Raw genomic sequence first — 17551 nt, 5'->3', positions numbered from 1 at the left:
CTAGCCCTTAGTTGGTGTTCGCTGCCATGAGCAGCACGACATCGTCGAGTGACGCACCGCCGAGAATCGCGGCGACCGGCAGATCCCGGTCCAGCGACGCCTGCACGCGCTTGCGGAAGTCCAGGGCCTGCAACGAATCCAGACCCAGAGCGACCAGCGGCACCGAACGGTCGATGCTGTCGCCGGTGTCGATGCCCATGACGCGTTCGAGCTCGGCGAGCACCTGATCCGCCAGCGGACGGCCGGCGACGACCGGCGCGGGCGCGGCGGGCTCCGGCGCGACGACCTCGGCCGCGACGGGCGCTTCCGGTTCCGGGGCGGCGATCGCCGGAACCGGTTCCGGCTCCGGCACGTCCGACAGCACCGACGCCTGACCGAACGCTCCCATGACATCGCGCAGGAACGGCCAGTCCGCGGAGATGACGATGGCGTCCGTCGGCTGTCCGGTGAATCCGGCGGCGATCGCGTCGGCGGGATGCATCGGGAAGACCCCGGCGCCCTCGACCCGCGCCATGCCCGCCTCGTCCAGCGGACCCGCGACACTCCACAGCCCCCACTCCAGCGACGAGCAGTCGATGCCACGCTCCCGCACACGACGGGCAAGCACATCCAGCATCCGGTTGGTGACCGCGTACAGGATCTGCCCGCGCCCACCGAGAGTCGCGGCCATGGACGAGCACAGCAGCACCCGGCCGGTCGCGGTCAACGGCACCGCGTCCAGCACGGCTTCAAGGCCCAGCACCTTCGACGCGGCGGCGGTGGCCACCATGTCGGCGGTGATCTCCTCGATGCCCGCGTCCACATAGTTGACGGCGGCGTGAACGAGCAGGCTCACCGGCCGCTCCCCCAACCCCGACGCCAGGCGCGCCACATCGTCGGCGGCGTTCACATCACAGGCCTCGACCACGATCTCGGTGGCTCCGGCGGCCCGCACCCGCGCCAAATCCGCGGCGGCCGCACCGGATTCGCCGGACCGGCTGACCAGGGTGACCCGGCCCGCGCCCTGCCGGGCGAAATGCTCCGCGAACAACAGGCCGAGCTTGCCGGTGCCGCCCACGATCAGCACATGATCGAGATCGGCGGCCGCACCCGGCTCGGACTCGTCGGCGACCAATCGCTTGACGAAGACCTTCCCGCCGCGCAGCGCCACTTCCGGCTCACCCGCCGTGTGCAGCGCCGCCACCATCCGATTCGACTCGGCGGTCCCGGCGTCGGCCGCCAGATCCAAGTGCCGGAACAGCACGCCGGGCTTCTCCACACCGACACACCGGAATCCGGAGGCCACGGCACCGTGGAACAGCTGCGGCACCGCATCTCCCGGCACCACTGTCTCGCCGCCGACCGTCACCAGCCAGAAGTCGCCGCCCGGCCGCACACCGGCGACCGCGGGCAGCCACGCCCGCCCGGCGAAGAATTCACTCAGCTCGGCAACGGCATCCACGGTCGCGCCGGCCGCCAGCGCGGGCCACAGGATCACGACGCTGTCGAAGTCCGACCCGCCGTCCGGCGCCTTGGCGGGCGGCGTGGCCCGGTTCGGCACCGCAGCGATAGCGGAGCTGTTGGTTCCCTTGCCGGGCACAGGGTTCGGCGCGGTCGCACTCGAACCCGCACGAGTCGGCGCATCACCGTCGGCGGCAGGCGTGGCCACCGTGGCATCGGACCGCGCACCGGGCGTATCCACGACCAACGTGGTCGCGGTCGCACCGTAGCGGTCGGCGGCGGCCAGGAGCGCAGCCAGCTGGTCGGCGCAACGGCCGGTGGGGTCGACGAAGGCCAATCGGCGGGGCGCGGTCAGGGAGCGCCGCTCCCAGGTAACCCACTTCTCCACCAGGCGTTGGGGTTTTGGCACGGCCGGGGCCGGGGCGGTCACCTTGTCGGGGGCGTAGCCCGGGTTCGCCCACAGGCGCTTGGGGTTCATGACCGTGTGCGGGAAGTCGCGCAGCGGGAGCGCCGGGACGGCGTCGGTGCGCAGGGCATTCCAGTCGTAGCCGAGGTCGTGGACCGCGACGGTCGCCAGGTTGCGGGTGAATTCGCGCAGCGTGGTCGCGGTGCGCAGGGAGGTGCCGAGGACCTTGAAGTCGCGGGGGCCGCGGGCCGGGTCCGGCGGGACCAGGGTGAGGTTCTCCTGGAGGGCCAGCTGCAGCACCGGATGCTCGACGACCTCGATGAGGGTGTCGATGCCGTCGCGGGCCGCCGCCACCACGGCGCGGTCGAAGCGGACGCGGTTGCGCAGGTTCCAGTACCAGTACTGTTCCTGGATCAGGTCGGCGGTGATGGGCGCGCCCAAGGTCGCTCCATAGCACTGGATTCGAGTGTCGAGGAAGGTCGCGCTGCTCATCTCGCCGCCGAGGAAGCCCTCGAACTCCTCGCGCAGCTCGGCCACGATCGAGGTGTGGGCCGGGTAGGCGACACCGATCTCGCGGGCGAACTGGCCCTGGGCGGTGGCCGCGGCGACCATGTCGGTGATGGTCTCGCGGTCACCGGAGATGGCCATGATGTGCGGGGCGTTCACCACCGACAGCTCGGCCCAGCCGGAGTTCCGCGCCAGCAGCGCCTCGCAGTCCTCGCGGTCCATGGCCAGCACGGCCATGGAGAAGCCGCGCGGGGACAGCCGCTCCACCAGGCGCGCGCGGTGGGTGACCACCAGCACGGCGTCACGCACCGACATCACCCGCGAGACCGCGCCCGCGGCCAGCTCACCCTGGCTGTGTCCGACGGTGGCGGCGGGCTCGACGCCCGCGGCCCGCCACATGGCGGCCAGACCGGCCATGTGGAACATCAAGGCGGGCTGCACTTCCCACACCGTGTCCTGGTACTGCCCCTCGGAGCCGAGCAGGTAGTGCAGCGGCTGGTCGTGGCCGAAGCGTTCGGCGTGCAGGCCCGAGCACTCGTCGACCGCCGCCCGGTAGGCCGGGGACAGCTCGTAATACAGCTTGCCCATGCCTGGGCGCTGACTGCCCTGGCCGGGGAACACGAACCCGATCCGGCGCGCGGTGGCGGGACCGTCGCCGGCCACCACCGCGGCATGCGCGGTCCCTGCGGCGACGGCGCGCAGCGCGTCGAGCAGTTCCTCACGTCCGGTGACCATGGCCAGGGCCCGGTACCGGCGCGCGGCGCGAGTGCGGAACAGCATGTCCGCCACCCGTTCCGGGGTGACCGCGGGCCGCGACTCCAAGAATTCCAGAATGCCCGCGGCCTCGGCGCGCACGCCGTCGGCGGTGTCGGACGAGAGCAGGACGGGGATGCTGCCATCGGGCAGCCGGTGGCTACACATCGCTTTCCTCCAGCTCGGGCATGGCGACCAGGGCGTGCGCGTTGGTACCCGCGACACCGAACGAGGACACGGCCGCGTAGCGCACGCCGTCCGCGGCGGACCACGGTTCGAGTTCGGTGGCGAGCCGCAGACTGGTGGCGTCCCAATCGATTTCGCCGGTCGGACGCTCGGCGTGCAGGGTGGGCGGGATCTGCCCGTGCATCCCAGCCAGCAGCACCTTGATCAGGGCCAGCAGGCCCGAGGCCGCCTGCGCGTGACCGGCGTTGGACTTCACCGAGCCCAGACGCGGGGTGTCGGCGCGCTCGACGCCGTAAGTCGCGGCGAGAGCGGCCAATTCGAGCGGGTCGCCGACCGGGGTCCCCGTGCCGTGGCCCTCGATCAGCCCGACCTGTTCGGCGGTGATGCCGGACACCGCCAGGGTGTCGCGGATCAGTCGTTCCTGCGCGGCCGCGCTGGGCACCGCGATCGGCGCGCCCTTGCCGTTGTGATTGACGCGCGAGCCCAGCAGCCGTCCGTACACCCGGTGCCCGAGCGCGCGCGCCCGTGATTCCCGTTCCAGCACAACGACTCCCGCGCCCTCACCCCACAGTGTTCCGGTGGCGTCGGCGGCGTAGGAGCGGCAGTGGCCGTCGGAGGCCAGGGCGTTGTTCTTGGAGAACTCGTAGAACGCGCCCGGCGAACCCATGACGCACACTCCGCCCGCGAGCGCCCACTCGCACTCGCCCGCCCGGATGGCGGCGGCGGCCTGGTGCACGGCGGTGAGCGCGGACGCGCACGCGGTGTCGACGCTGATCGAGGGCCCGGTCAGGCCCAGCCCGTGCGAGATGCGCCCGGCCACCGCGCCCAGCGCGGTCCCGGTGACCCGGTAGCCGCTGTGCTCGTTGACCGAGGCCACCCGGGGCCCGTACTCCATCACGGAGACGCCCATCCAGCAGCCCGCCGAATCGCCCTCCACCGCGGCGGGATTGATCCCGGCCTGCTCGAGCGCTCGCCAGGCCACCCGCATGCCGGCCCGCTGCTGCGGGTCCATGGCGACCGCCTCGCGCGGGGTGATGCCGAAGAACAGGGGATCGAACGCGGTCGCGCCGGTGAGGAAGCCGCCCGCGTCGGGGACCGCGCCCCAACCGTCCTGGGCGCCCAGGCTCAGCAGTTCCGCCAGCGGCCAGTCCCGGTCCCGCGGGAACGGTCCCAGCAGTTCACGGCCCGAGGCCAGCGCCGACCAGAATTCCGCGAGGGTGTCCACGCCACCGGGCGCCTCGATGCCCATGCCGACGATCACGATCGGATCGCCGGAGTCCACTCGGGTCACGCGACGACGCTCTTCTCCGCGACGAGCAGTTCGGCGATGCCGTCCACGTGCTGGTCCAGATAGAAGTGGCCGCCCGCGAACATGGTGACCCGGATGCCCGCGCGCGAGTGACACTCCCACGCGAACAGGTCACGCGGCGCGACGAATTCGTCCTCGTCGCCGCCGAGCACGTGAATGGGGGCGTCCACGGCGACCTCGGCCGGGCAGGAGTAGGCGTCGAAGGCGCGGTAATCGGCCTTCATCACCGGCAGCGCCATGCGCAGCACGTCACGACTGCCCAGCACCTCCGCGCCGGTGCCGTTGAGCGCCGACATGTGGTCGAGCAGCGCCTCGTCGTCGGTGGGGTGGTTCGGCAGATCGGCGATGCGCGCGGGAGCGGCGGCCGAGGAGGCGGCCAGCAACTGCACGGTCAACCCCGCGGCCTCGGCCAGCCGGGCGAATTCGAAGGCGACGATGGCGCCCATGCTGTGGCCGAAAATGGTCAGCGGCGCACCGGAGTCGTGCGCGGAGTCCCGGAAGGCCTCGAAGGCTCCGGCGGCCATGTCCTGCAGCGTCTCCGCCGCGGCCTCGCGGGCGCGGTCCTGCCGGCCCGGGTACTGGAAGACCACGACGTCGAATTCGGCGGCCATCTTCTTGGCGAAGACCCGGTAGGCGGAAGCGCCCGCACCCGCGTGCGGGAAGATCAGCAGCGGTGGCGCGGATTCCGCACTCGGGGCCTGAAATTGCCTGATCCAGCCGAGTTCCCGTGCCATGTCCGCATCTCTCCTACGACCCGCCCGACCGCATCAGCCGCCGGTTCCGCTTGTCCCCCTTGCAATGTCCGGGCAACCGTAACACCGCCTAGTTAGTATAGGCTAGCCTTACCAATCAGGGTGATCAAGCTAACCGACGAACGGAGCGCCACAGCGATGAACCGGACGACCTACGTCCTCGCGCGCGAACTCACGGACCTTCCGGACCACATCCGCAGCGCCCCCGCACCCGTGGTGCCCGAGTTCCCCGCGCCGTTCACGCTGCGCCTGGTGGACGTCGAATCCGGCGATCCGGAGACCATCACCGAATGGATGCACCGGCCGCACCTGCTCGAGACCTGGGAACAGGCCTGGGACGCCGACCGCCGCCGCCTCGACTGCGCGACCCAGCTGGCCGGAACCTTCTCCCGCCCCTGCGTTCTCGAATACGACTTCACCGCACTCGACCGGCCCGACCTGGGCAATCGCGAGGTCGCCTATGTGGAGTTGTACCGGCCCGCCAAGGACGAGATCGCTCGCCTCTACGACGCCGACGCCCACGACATGGGCTTCCACATCGCCACCGCCGACACCGCCCTGCTGGGCCGCGGCGTCATGTCGGACTGGATGCGGCAGCTCGGCCGGGCGGTCCTGGCGGCCGAACCCGAATGCCGCCGGCTGCTGTGCGAACCCGATCACCGCAACGCCCCCATGCGGAAGGCGTTGGAGAAGATCGGGTGGCAGCACCTCGGCGACTTCGACATTCGACCGGACCGTCGGATCTCGCTCTACACGCTGCCGCGGACCGCGGCGGACCTGCCCGAGATCCGGTAGCGCGGACCGGGATTCACCACCGGCTGCAGGATCCGGTCCGACAGCTCGCCCAGGCAGCTGAGATTCGGGAAACCCGGACCCTGCGCCATGGCGGCCATATTCGGCAGATACAGCTTGGCGTCCAGCCCGGACACCGCCAGGTCGTAACCGATGGCCGCCTCCAGCCGCCCGTGCTCGAGCGGACCGCCGACGGCCAGCTCCAGCAGATCGGTTGCGGCGGAATCGAACAGATCCAGGAACCACAGCGGCTGCCCGCCCGTGGCGTCCACCACCAGATCGAAGGTGTGCACCTGATCCGGGCGCAGATCGTTGCGCAGGGTCAGGGCGACCCGATCGTCCTGCTCGGCCAGGCTCACGACGCGGCCCTGCAGGTGATGCACCCGGTTGTCGCCCAGCAGGCTCTCCTGCACGCGCACCGAGAACACGCCGCGATCGGTGCGGCGGATGACATCCCGACGCTCGGCCATGCCCAGCCCGGCCCACTTGGTCGGATCGCTGTAGAGCGAGTTCTCGAAATAGCTTTCCCCACGGGTGTACAGCGTGGCCTTGGGCGAGATCACCGAGACCGTCAGCATGTCGTGGTTGATCAGCTCGTCCAGCGCCGAACCCGCGGTCTCGCCACCGCCGATCACCGCGACGCGCGAGGACGGCGGCAGCTCGCGGCGGCCCGCCAGCTCCCAGAACTCGGAGATGCTGAGCACCTTCGGATGCTCGGCCAGGGCGCGGTCGCTGCGGCCGGGACCGGTGATCATGACGGCGTCGCAATCGATCTCGTCGACCCCGCCGTCGGCGTCGGTGACCGAGACCAGCCAGCCGTCGGCCGCGGCGGCGATACCGGTCACCGAGCCCTGGACCAGGTCCATGTCGCAGCGCTTGGCCACCCACCCCAGATACTTGGCCCACACGTGATGCTGCGGGCTGGGACGGCCGCGGTCGATCCACTCGGCGTAGGTGCCGTGCTCGACCAGGAAGGCGGTCCAGCTGAACGCCCGCATGGCCTCGTCGATTTCGCGATTGCGGCCGCGGGCCCAGGTGGAGTGGTACGGGAAGCCGACATCCTTCTCCGGGCTGGTGCCCAGGCGGTGCCGTCCGTCGGTCCAGCCACCGGTCGGCAGCCAATTGCCGCCCACCGTCCGCGCTTCGACGACGGTCACCCGCGGCGCGGGCAGGCCCAGGTCCCGCAGCACCCGCGACTTGGCCGCTACCGCCAGGGCTTTCGGCCCCGCTCCGACCACCAGAAGTGTCTCCACCGCTCTCCGTCCCAGTTGCTCACTTGTCGCCTGCCTCGCACAAACCACCAACGCTTAGGTTTGCATAGCCTTACCTTATATTGCTTAGGCTTCGCTTGCGAAGCGCTCGAGACGAAAAGATTGGACAGAACACATGCCCCGTGGCCGAGTGCACCGTGGCCGGCGTCGCGATGCTGCCCTGCAGCCTCTGACGATCGGATGGTTCGCCCGCACGAACGGCCCCGGACCCCAAGGGATCCGGGGCCGTTTCGCTAGGCGGAGACCCGAGCCAGACGCCAGCCCGACGCCCGGGTGCGCTCGTTCCAGAAGGCGGCGTAACGGCCGTCGAGGGCGATCAGCTCCGCATGGGTGCCACGTTCGACGATGCGACCGGCGTCCATGAACAGGATCTGATCGGCGTGCGCGATGGTCGCCAGCCGGTGCGCCACCACGAGTACCGTTCGGCCCCGGGTGAGTTCGTGCACACCGCGCACCACGGCCGCCTCGTTGTGCGGATCCAGCGCACTGGTCGCCTCGTCCAGCAGCACGATCGGGGCGTCCTTCACCAAGGCACGCGCGATCGAAACCCGTTGGCGCTCACCGCCGGACAGCGCCGAACCGCCTTCACCGACCGCGGTCAGCCAACCATCGGGCAGGCGCTCGGCAATCTCGTCCACCCGTGCGGTGCGCGCGGCCGCGAGGACCTCGTCGTCGGACGCGTCCGGGCGGCCCGCCCGAATGTTCTCCAGCACGGAGCGATCGAAGAGGTAGACGCTCTGGAAGACCAGGGCCAGCCGGCTCAGCAACGACTCGGCGGGCTGGTCGCGGACATCGTGGCCGCCGACCGAGACCCGGCCCGAATCCGCGTCGTGGAACCGGGCCGCCAGGCGCAGCAGCGTGGACTTGCCCGCGCCGCTGGGACCGACGATCGCCGTCGTCGTGCCGGGAGCGGCGGTGAACGAAATGTCCTCCAGGACCGTCTTGCCCGGGCCATAACCGAAGGTGACGCCGTCGAACTCGACCCGCGCGGCAGCGTGCTCGACCGGGGAATCCGGCTGCGCCAGTCCAGGTTCCGCCAGCAGCGCGCTCACCCGATCGGCGGCGGCCGCGGCCGTGCGCAACGCGCCACCCAGCTGGGCGGCCTGGGTCAGCGGCTCGATGAAACGCGCACTCACCGCGATCAGGGCGATCGCCGCGGCGGCCGAGATCGCGCCGTCGGTGGCCCGGCCCACCACCAGGTACACCAGCACCAGGAAGACGGCCTGCACCACCAGCGCGAAACCGATCAGACCGGGAACCGCCGCGACGAGCAGACCGTTGGCGGCGGTGCGCTGGCGCGCCAGGGCCGCGTCCAGCGCCCGATTGCCCGCGCCGACCGCGCCGAGCGAACGCAGCATCGGCTGCGCCTGAGCGAATTCCAGCACCCGGGCGTTCGCCTCGGTCGCGGCCTCGTGCATGCGCTCGTCGGCCGTCACATAGGAACGGTTGGCCCACAGGTTCACCAGGAACAGCACCGGCGCGGTCACCAGCATGGCCAGCGAGATCCGCCAGTCCACGAACAGCATGCCCAGCGCGACACCCAGCGGAACCAGCACGCCGGTCAGCATCTTCGCCAGCAGATAGGCGATCAGGCCCTGCACCTCGCGAACGTTCTCGACCATCACCCGCGACAGCTCGCCCGCGTGCCTGTCGTCGAACCAGCCCAGCGGCAATGCGTTCAGATGATCGCCGAGCCGGGTCTGCAATCCGTGCTGCATGCCCACGCCGACCCGCAGGCCCAGCACCGACTGCAAGTAGCCGAACACCACGACCCCGGCCACGGCCAGCGCCAGCCACAGCGTCCACCACCAGGCCCGGCCCAGATCCTGGGCGAACAGGGCCTTCAGCACGGGCACCAGCTGCACGTACGCGGCCGCCTGCGACAACGCCTGAGCCACGATGGCCAGCAGCAATCGCGGTGTCAGCGCGGCGAATTCGCCCGGCACCAGGCCGAGCACCTTGCGGATCATCGGAGGGCCTCCTCGGCATCGGCGCGAACCGGCTGGGCGGGACGGTCGGTGGCCGCGACATCGGCCAGGGCCGCCGCGTTGATTTCCCAGAGCCGCTGGTACAGGCCGCCCGCGGCGTGCAGGCTCGCGTGGTCGCCCTGTTCGACCAGGGTTCCGTTCTCCAGCACCAGGATTCGGTCCACACCGGTGATGGTGTGCAGGCGGTGCGCGATCACCAGGACCGTGCGGCCGGCCACCAGCTCGGCCAGCGCGTCCTGGACGGCGGCCTCGGATTCGGGGTCGGCGAAGGCGGTGGCCTCGTCCAGCACCAGGATCGGGGTGTCGGACAGCAGCGTGCGGGCGATCGAAAGCCGCTGCGCCTCACCGCCGGACAGCACGACATCCGCGCCGATCTCGGAGTCGTAGCCGCGCGGCAGCTCCGTGATGCGATCGTGGATGCGGGCGGCACGCGCCGCGCGTTCCAGCTCGGCGATGTCGGCCTCGGGGCGGGCCAGCCGCAGATTGTCGGCGATGGTGCCGCGGATCAGGCGCACATCCTGGAAGACGAAGCCGACCGTGCGATACAGCTCCGCACTCGGGATGTCGCGAATGTCCCTGCCGCCGATGGTGATCCGGCCGCTGTCCACGTCGTAGAAGCGCGGCAGCAGCTTGGCCAGCGTGGACTTGCCGGAGCCGCTCGGGCCCACCAGGGCGGTCATGGTGCCGGGCGCCAGCTCGAGGTCGACGCCGCGCAGCACCTGATGATCGGCGCGGTAGCCGAAGCTCACGCCCTCGAAACGGATCAGGCCCGCGGGCACGTCCGGCGCCGCGGATGCCCCGGTGCCGGAGGCCAATTCCGGGGTCTGCATGAGTTCGTGCAGACGCAGCGCGGCGTCACCGGCCGTGCGCAACGCCTGCGTGCCGTAGCCCAGGCCCAGCAGCGAACTGCCCAAGCCCAGCCCGACCAGCAGGAAGGGCAGCAGGTCGAGGGGCTCCAGCCAGTCCAGGCCGACACCCGCCAGCCCGGCCACCACGACCAGCAGCATGACGAACACCGGGGAGACCACGGTGTCCGAGATCGACTGCACCGTCATGACGGGCAGCTTCAGCCGCCGCAGCCGGTCGGTCTGCTCCTCGACGGCCGCGCGGAACTCGCTGTGCGCCTTGCCCGCTCGCCCGAAGGCCCGCACCACCTGGATGCCGTCCACGAACTCCACGGTGGCGGCACGGGTGCGCTGTTCGGCGGCGTTATAAGCGAGCAGCCGCTCACGGCCGGGCTCGTCCAGCATGGCGCGCATGCACAGCGCGTACACGATCAGCGGGATCAGCAGGACCAGGGTCAACCGCCAGTCGACCGTGGCCAGGTACACCAGGGTCACCAGCGGCGCGGTCACCGAACCGATGAAGTCCAAGCGCGCGTGCGCCACCAGATAGTGCAGCGCCTCGACGTCGTCCTGCAGATACTTCTTCACGTCGGCGGAGGCGCGGGCGCCGAACCAGCCCAGCGGCACCCGGGTCAGCTTGTCGGCCAGCAGTCGGCGCAGGGTCAGCTGATAACGCGCATCCACGGCGTGCGACCAGGTCAACGCGACCGCCTGCAGGATCGCGCGGGCCACCAGGACCAGCACCGCGATCAGCAGCAGCCGCCACACCCGATCGGTGTCGGGGACCTCCCGCAGCAGCTCCCGGCAGGCCGAGACGATCAGCAGGAACGGGACCACCGAGCAGACGGCGGCCACGGCCACGATCAGCCCGGCGACCGTGAGCGGCCCGCGCACCGGCGCGAGGATCTCCTTGCGGGCGGCGGCTTCCGCCTGCCGCCGCGCTTTCACCTCGGCCTTCGCGTCGGGCCCGCTCGGCTCCGGGCCCGCCTCGACCGCGGGCGGTGACTCGACCGTCATCAGTCCGCCTTCCACCTTCATCCGTCCGGCGCTCCCACGAACACCGGCGAGAAGATAGGTTAGGCTAACTTTGGCTTGCCGACCACACCGAGGGTCAGCGCGGCACCTTCGTGGTCAACTTCGAACCGTCCGCGTTATGCACCATGCAGGTCGCGCGGCCGTTCGACTTGTTCCACTGCGTCTCGTTCGCCGGATACAGGATGAACGACTCCAGCTGCTCGACCACCGGGCTCGAGGCCAGCAGCTTGTCCAGCTGCACCTGGCAGGCCTCGCTGGCCTTGTCGAAGGACGCGTCACCCGAACCCGGCCACGAACCCGGCAGGTGCACCTGGGTGATCACCTCACCGTCGTGCGGAGAATCGCAGGACAGCACGGTCACCTTGCGAATGTGGTTGTTCTCCTCCACCGTCTGCACGCAGTCACCGGTCTTCACCTCGTCGATGGAGATGGAGGTCGGCGAATCCGACAGGGCCGAGGTGCGGGTCGTATTGTCCTGCGCCGCCGTGGTGTTCGAATCGGTCACCGCGCCGATCGCGACCAGCACGACGGAGAACAGCAACCACAACCCCGCCAGGATCAGCCCGGCAATGGCCAGTCCCCGGCCGCCCTGATTACGCTGCTTGGTCTGATTCAGCGCAATGATGCCGAACGGCACCGCGAGCAGGCTGGTGCAGCCGAGTAGACCGAAGATCAGCGCGGCGATCGCGAAACCATTGGTGCCCTGCGCGGGCGGCGGCGCCACCGGATAGCCAGGCGGCATCGGCTGATACCCGGGCTGGCCGTAGTCGGGCTGACCGTAGAAGGGCTGCTGCTGCCCGTAGTCCGGCTGTCCATACGCGGGCTGGCCGTATTCCGGCTGCCCGGGCTGCGGGTAGCCGTACTGGCCCGGCTGCGGCTGACCGGGCTGGCCCGGCACACCCTGAGGCTGTTGGTCGTTCGGATACACGAGACCCCCGATCACGGCGCTGACCCGGACATTCCGGGCGTCGGCCCACCGTACCCCGCAATCCGGACATACCCGGGGGCTAGGGTTTCCCAGGTGAGACGCAGGCAGCAACCACCGCTACCGAAGCGGCACGGATTGGATCCGGCCCGGTTGCGGCTACCCGAGGAGGGCGACTGGGCGACCATCCGCGACCACCTCGTGGAACGGCTGCCCCGGGTCCGGCCCGAACGCATCGACGAACTGCTGCGCGAGGGCGGCATCGTGGACCTGGCGGGACCCATCGCCCTCGACACCCCCTACATACCCGGCGGCGCGGTGTGGTTCCACCGCGATCTGCCCGAGGAGACCGAGGTCCCCTTCCCGATCGGCATCGTCCACCGCGACGAGGACATCCTGATCGTGGACAAACCGCACTTCCTCTCGACCATCCCCCGCGGCCAGCACATCCTGCAGACCGCCCTGGTGAAGCTGCGCCGCGAACTGGACCTGCCGGATCTGGTGCCCGCGCACCGGCTGGACCGGGTGACCGCCGGCCTTGTTCTCTTCATCATCAATCCGGCTCGGCGCGGGGCGTATCAGACCATGTTCCACAAGCGCCTGGTCCACAAGGAGTACGAGGCCATCGCGCGCTTCGATCCCAGCCTGGACCTGCCGCGCACGGTCGTCAGCCGCATCGTCAAGGAACGGCAGGTGCTCAAGGCCTACGAGACCGAGGGCGAGCCCAATGCCGAGACACTGATCGAACTCCTCGACCACCGGGACGGGCTGGGCCGCTACCGGGTGCGGCCGCGGACCGGGCGCACCCACCAGATCCGCATCCATATGAACAGCCTCGGGATCCCGATCCTGGGCGACGACTTCTATCCCGAGCTCACCGACAAGCCGGTCGACGATTACACGCGGCCGCTGCAGTTGCTGGCGTCGGCGCTGGAGTTCCCCGACCCTGTCACCCGCGAGACCCGGCGTTTCGAAACCGCGCGCACCCTGCGAGCCTGGGACGACCCCGCGGGCTGGGCGAGCGATTAACCACAATCGAGGCGGATTCCAAGAATTCGCTCGTACACTGGCCAGGATGTCTCGAAACGATAACGGCGCGGCGGCGGCATCGCCGGAAGCGCCCACCTCGCCCGGCCACAAGCTGCACGCCTACGTGGACGTTGCCGTCGTTGTCGTCGTTTTGACCTGCACCAACCTCATCGCACACTTCACCAACCAGTGGGCCAGCATCCTCTCGGTGCCGATTGCCGCGGTGGTGCTGGTGGCCATGGTCCGGCGTCGCGGACTGGGCTGGGCGGAGCTGGGACTCTCCCCCTCGCAGTGGCGGCGCGGCTCGCTCTGGGCAGTGGCGGCGGTGGGCGTGGTGCTGGCGGCCGTGGCCATCGGCGCGGCCCTGCCCATCACCCGGCCGTTCTTCCTGAACGACCGCTATGCCGCGGTCTCGGGCGCGCTCATCGCGTCCATGATCGTCATCCCCTTGCAGACCGCGATTCCCGAGGAGCTGGCCTTCCGCGGCGTGCTGCACGGCACCTTGGACCGCGTGGTCGGCGCGCGTGGCGTATTCGCCGCCGGGTCGATGTTGTTCGGGCTCTGGCACATTGCCTCATCGCTGGGATTGACCAGCGGCAACAAGGGCCTCACCGGATTCCTGGGCAGCGGCCCGGCCGGGCAGATCCTCGGGATCGGGCTCGCGGTGCTGGCGACGGCCGGGGCGGGCATGGTCTTCACCTGGCTGCGGCGGCGCAGCGGGAGCCTGCTCGCGCCGATCGCGTTGCACTGGGCGGTGAACGGCGCGGGCGCGCTGGCCGCCGCGGTGGTGTGGCACGTGACCGTGCGCTAGCGGCGGCCTCTCCGACGAAAGAAGAGGAGGCCGGCTGACCTGGGAACAGAGGATTATGGTCAGCCGGCCCGGGGTCGGTTCGGCGGGTTGGGCCACGCCGAACCGAGTCTGTGCGTCGGCCCGAACTGTATCGGTTGTCCAGTTCACCGCGAGGCAGTTTCGCGAAAAAAGTGAAACGCGTTTCTGTCAGACCAGATCAGGCCGGGCGATTCCACCCCAGATCGCGGCCCAACAGCTCGAACAGCTCCTCGTTGTACGGGCGGTAGAACTCCCGCAACCGGGCCAGCGACTCGACCTCGGCGGGCGGGTACTCCAGCGGATTGCGGTTCACCACCTCCGCATGCAACTCCGGCTCCACCGCGGGCAGCCCGAGGAACTCGTGGATGCCGCACACCGTCTTGGACACATCGGCGAAGAAGTCCTCCGCCGCGACCAGGTGCACGTTCTCGCGGCCGTAGGTGTCCAGCCAGCGACGCACCGAATTCACGTAGATCCCGGCCGCCAGCATCGGCATGGTCGGCAGCATGGTCGGCGGCGGCGGACCCGGGAAGGCCCCCAGCGCCAAGGACACGTAATCGCCGAAGTTCTCGCCGTATCGCCCACTGCGCAAACCGTTCTCACCGCTGAGGAACAGATCCCACTTGTAGTGCGAATAGGCCCGCCGCACCGGATCGCGCAGCATGATGATGACCTTCGCGCCCGGGCTGGACTCGCGGAGATTGTCGATCAGCGGCACATCGTGCAGCAGCGGATCGAAATGCCCCACCAGCGCTCGACCGGTGCGCTCGGCGACCGCCGCCTTCTCCCGCTCGGTCGGAAGGTACGGCCCCCAGGCGGCCGGGAAACCGTGACCGATCTCCTTCGTCAGCGGCACCACCACGCTCGGATGCTGCATCAAATAGGCTGCCAGATCGGTCGTTCCGCTCTTCAGTGCTCCCACACACGTGAAGTCGGGCAACGCGCGCGGTCCGCCGAAACGGGACCGCCACCAGAGCCGAATCGGTGGCACCGCACCGAAATAGTGATTCAGCGTCAGGTACCGCCAACCCAGGCGCAGACTGCGAACCGGATGCTTCAGATGGCGCTCATTGTGGTATCGCCGCAACTGCCATTGCTCGAATACCTGGAAGCCCTCCGTATACCGGTCATCGCCGGTACAGGCCCCCTCCTGAACAGCACTGTCGGACTTACTCATTCACTTATCCCCTCACCAGACGATCCCACTGCCACCGGGAATCGACTGGCGGAGACGGTATCAGCGAACCGGCCCGCTTCTCCAACGGAGAAGCGAGCCGGCCTATTCGGATACCTATTCGGATACCTATTCGAAACTCAGTGTCGCGACTGTCCGCTTACCACATCGGTTTCCGACCATTCGGTATCCCATACCGGCGGTTGTTCGGCATCCCCGCCATGTCCGGGCCACCAGGCGAAGCGGCCGACCAGAGCCGTCACCGCGGGCGTGAAGAACATCGCCATGACGAACGCCGCGATGGTGATACCCAGCGAGATCGCGAAACCCATCTGGGAGAGCACCGAATTGCCCGCCAGCATCATGGAGGCGAAGGTGCCCGCCAGGATGACACCGGCCGCCGCCACCGTCGGACCCGTGTGCCGCACCGCCAGCGCCGCGGCGGCGTGCGGATCGTTGCCCTCGCGGGCCTCCTCCCGCAGACGGGCCACCATGAGGATGTTGTAGTCGGTGCCCAGCGCCACCACGAACAGGTACATGATCAACGGCAATTGGAAGATCAGACCCTGCTCGCCCTGGATGCGCTGGAACACCAGCACCGCGGAACCCAGCGTCGCCGCGAAGCCCAGGAACACCGAGGCCATCAGGTACCAGGGCGCGACCACACTGCGCAGCAGCAGCGCCAGCACGATCATGATCAGGATGCCCGCGACCGGGAACACCACCATGTAGTCACGGTTCATGGCGTGCTGGAAGTCGACGAACACCGAGGTCATACCGCCCACCACCGCGGTGGTGCCGGCCGGGGCCGAGGCGTGCGCGGTATCGCGCAGCGGACCCTTCACGGTCTCCAGCGCGGCATCGGATTCCGGCTTGTCGGCGAGGGTCACCTGGAACTCGGCCACCGCGCTGTCCTTCGACAGCGTCGCCGACGACACCTGGCCCACACCGCTCACGCCGGTGAGCGCCGTCCGGAAGGCGTCGAGCTCACCCTGGTTCAGCGTCCCCTGCTCGGCGCGCAGGTAGACCTGCGACGGCTGGGTGCTGCCCGCGGGCATGCCCTTGAGCAATTCCTTGCCGTACACGGTGGATTCGGCCGCGTTCGAGGTCGAACCGGAGCTCAGATCGAAGGTCGGGTTGAAGCCCAGCGCGAAGACACCCAGCACCAGCAGCACGCCGCCGGAGACCGCGGCGAACACCGCCGGACGCTTGCCCAGCGCATTGCCGACCGCCCGGAACCGCGCGCCCTCGGGTTCGGTCTGCCAGGCCTTCGACGGCCAGAACACCTTGGTGCCCAACAGCGAGACGATGGCCGGGACCAGGGTCAGACCCGCCAGCAGCGCCACCGCCACCGCGATGGCCAGCGCGATGCCCATCGACCGGAACATGCCCAGGGTGGACAGGGTCAGCGCGCCGAAGGCGATGATCACCGCCGCCGCGGCCGAGGTGATGGCCTCGCCGACCCGCTCGACCGAACTGACCATGGCCGTCTTCGGGTCCTCACCGGCGCGCAGGCGCTCCCGGAAGCGGAACATCAGGAACAGGATGTAGTCGGTGCCGACGCCGAACAACACCACGACCAGCAGCGACTGCACCGAGTTGTCGATCTTCAGGTCGAATGCCGCACTGGCCGAGGCGATCACGCCGTTCGCCAGCGCGGACACCATTCCGATCACGATGATCGGCAGCAACGCGATGATCGGACTGCGGAAGATGACCAGCAGCAGCACCAGGATCAGCACCACGGTCGCGATGCCGATGATGGCCAGGCCCTTCTCACTGGAATCCTGCTGATCCAGCATCTGGGCCGCGGTGCCGGTGACGCCGGCCTTCAGATCGGTGCCGGAGACCTGCTCCTTCAAGGCGTCACGCAGCGCCTTGACGGCGTCGGTCTGGTTCTTGGCCGCCGCGTCGGTCGCCTTCTCCATGGCGACAGCGACCACGCCGATCACCTTGGTCTGCGACGGAGGCAGCGCCTGGACGGCGGTGACGTCCTTGATGTGCTTGTCCGACAGCTTGGTCGCGGCCGACGAGATGACGGCCGCGTCCTGATCGGTCAGCGGGGCCCCGTCGGAGCGCTCGAAGACGATCAGCGCGGCGGGGGTGTTGCTGTTCGGAAAGGCCTTCTGCTGCAACTCCATCGCCTGGACGGATTCGTAGTGCGAAGGCAGGAAGTCTGATTGCTCGGTGGTGGCCGTGAGCTTGGGGGCCGTGGCGACGACCGCCACGATCGCGATCAGCCATGCGCCGATCACCAGCCACGGGAAGCGGACGACCAGGCGTCCTAGTCCGGAGAACATGCGGGAGAAG

General features: G+C 69.5%; 12 protein-coding genes. 3 read left to right on the top strand and 9 right to left on the bottom strand.

Annotation, left to right across the window (positions count from 1 at the left end):
- Positions 1-7 precede the first annotated feature (7 nt).
- From ACFYTS_RS33170 to ACFYTS_RS33160, 3 genes are read right to left on the bottom strand one after another with little or no spacing between them, the layout of a single operon-like run.
- Complete coding sequence (locus ACFYTS_RS33170) at positions 8-3274, bottom strand: SDR family NAD(P)-dependent oxidoreductase (RefSeq protein WP_387309294.1); 3267 nt, start codon at positions 3272-3274, stop codon at positions 8-10.
- The gene (locus tag ACFYTS_RS33165; RefSeq protein ID WP_387309329.1) at positions 3267-4574 is read right to left on the bottom strand and encodes a polyketide synthase; all 1308 of its coding nucleotides are present in this window, start codon (positions 4572-4574) and stop codon (positions 3267-3269) included. The genes ACFYTS_RS33170 and ACFYTS_RS33165 overlap by 8 nt, the downstream gene beginning before the upstream one ends.
- A 5-nt stretch (positions 4575-4579) precedes the next feature.
- Positions 4580-5335, bottom strand: a complete 756-nt coding sequence (locus ACFYTS_RS33160) for a thioesterase II family protein (protein ID WP_387309293.1) — start codon at positions 5333-5335, stop codon at positions 4580-4582.
- Positions 5336-5491: 156 nt separating this feature from the next.
- Here ACFYTS_RS33160 and ACFYTS_RS33155 point away from each other — a divergent pair, with 156 nt between their 5' ends.
- Positions 5492-6148: a GNAT family N-acetyltransferase gene (locus ACFYTS_RS33155; RefSeq protein WP_357285103.1), complete on the top strand. Its 657-nt coding sequence runs from the start codon at positions 5492-5494 to the stop codon at positions 6146-6148.
- Here ACFYTS_RS33155 and ACFYTS_RS33150 read toward each other — a convergent pair.
- The 4 genes from ACFYTS_RS33150 to ACFYTS_RS33135 form a co-directional block, all read right to left on the bottom strand.
- Positions 6103-7398 (bottom strand): SidA/IucD/PvdA family monooxygenase, encoded by a 1296-nt coding sequence (locus ACFYTS_RS33150; RefSeq protein WP_357285100.1) that lies wholly within the window; start codon positions 7396-7398, stop codon positions 6103-6105. The two genes, ACFYTS_RS33155 and ACFYTS_RS33150, sit on opposite strands and share 46 nt — an antisense overlap.
- A gap of 251 nt (positions 7399-7649) precedes the next feature.
- Entirely contained in the window at positions 7650-9386 is a 1737-nt protein-coding gene (locus ACFYTS_RS33145) for an ABC transporter ATP-binding protein (protein WP_387309292.1), read from the bottom strand.
- Positions 9383-11266, bottom strand: a complete 1884-nt coding sequence (locus ACFYTS_RS33140; protein WP_387309291.1) for an ABC transporter ATP-binding protein — start codon at positions 11264-11266, stop codon at positions 9383-9385. The genes ACFYTS_RS33145 and ACFYTS_RS33140 overlap by 4 nt, the downstream gene beginning before the upstream one ends.
- A gap of 94 nt (positions 11267-11360) precedes the next feature.
- Positions 11361-12182: a DUF4190 domain-containing protein gene (locus ACFYTS_RS33135; RefSeq protein WP_387309290.1), complete on the bottom strand. Its 822-nt coding sequence runs from the start codon at positions 12180-12182 to the stop codon at positions 11361-11363.
- Between the two features lie 123 nt (positions 12183-12305).
- Between ACFYTS_RS33135 and ACFYTS_RS33130 the strand changes: the two genes are divergently transcribed.
- Together ACFYTS_RS33130 and ACFYTS_RS33125 are read left to right on the top strand one after the other, a co-directional pair.
- On the top strand, positions 12306-13238 hold the full coding sequence (locus ACFYTS_RS33130) for a pseudouridine synthase (protein WP_387309289.1): 933 nt from the start codon (positions 12306-12308) through the stop codon (positions 13236-13238).
- A 46-nt stretch (positions 13239-13284) separates the two neighbouring features.
- Complete coding sequence (locus ACFYTS_RS33125; RefSeq protein ID WP_357285086.1) at positions 13285-14049, top strand: CPBP family intramembrane glutamic endopeptidase; 765 nt, start codon at positions 13285-13287, stop codon at positions 14047-14049.
- Positions 14050-14245: 196 nt separating this feature from the next.
- On the opposite strand, the gene ACFYTS_RS33120 is transcribed toward ACFYTS_RS33125, so the two are convergent.
- Complete coding sequence (locus ACFYTS_RS33120) at positions 14246-15244, bottom strand: sulfotransferase domain-containing protein (protein ID WP_387309288.1); 999 nt, start codon at positions 15242-15244, stop codon at positions 14246-14248.
- Positions 15245-15381: 137 nt separating this feature from the next.
- On the bottom strand, positions 15382-17541 hold the full coding sequence (locus ACFYTS_RS33115; RefSeq protein ID WP_387309287.1) for an MMPL family transporter: 2160 nt from the start codon (positions 17539-17541) through the stop codon (positions 15382-15384).
- Positions 17542-17551 lie beyond the last annotated feature (10 nt).

It is taken from the genome of Nocardia sp. NPDC004151 (genome assembly GCF_042874235.1).
Lineage (GTDB): Bacteria > Actinomycetota > Actinomycetes > Mycobacteriales > Mycobacteriaceae > Nocardia.
This window is presented reverse-complemented; position numbering and strand designations above follow the sequence as displayed.

Bases quoted from the DNA above. Each gene is read 5' to 3' on its own strand.
- ACFYTS_RS33155 (WP_357285103.1), top strand. From the start codon at position 5,492: ATGAACCGGACGACCTACGTCCTCGCGCGCGAACTCACGGACCTTCCG.
- ACFYTS_RS33120 (WP_387309288.1), bottom strand. From the start codon at position 15,244: ATGAGTAAGTCCGACAGTGCTGTTCAGGAGGGGGCCTGTACCGGCGAT.
- ACFYTS_RS33115 (WP_387309287.1), bottom strand. From the start codon at position 17,541: ATGTTCTCCGGACTAGGACGCCTGGTCGTCCGCTTCCCGTGGCTGGTG.
- ACFYTS_RS33125 (WP_357285086.1), top strand. From the start codon at position 13,285: ATGTCTCGAAACGATAACGGCGCGGCGGCGGCATCGCCGGAAGCGCCC.
- ACFYTS_RS33160 (WP_387309293.1), bottom strand. From the start codon at position 5,335: ATGGCACGGGAACTCGGCTGGATCAGGCAATTTCAGGCCCCGAGTGCG.
- ACFYTS_RS33140 (WP_387309291.1), bottom strand. From the start codon at position 11,266: ATGACGGTCGAGTCACCGCCCGCGGTCGAGGCGGGCCCGGAGCCGAGC.
- ACFYTS_RS33145 (WP_387309292.1), bottom strand. From the start codon at position 9,386: ATGATCCGCAAGGTGCTCGGCCTGGTGCCGGGCGAATTCGCCGCGCTG.
- ACFYTS_RS33170 (WP_387309294.1), bottom strand. From the start codon at position 3,274: ATGTGTAGCCACCGGCTGCCCGATGGCAGCATCCCCGTCCTGCTCTCG.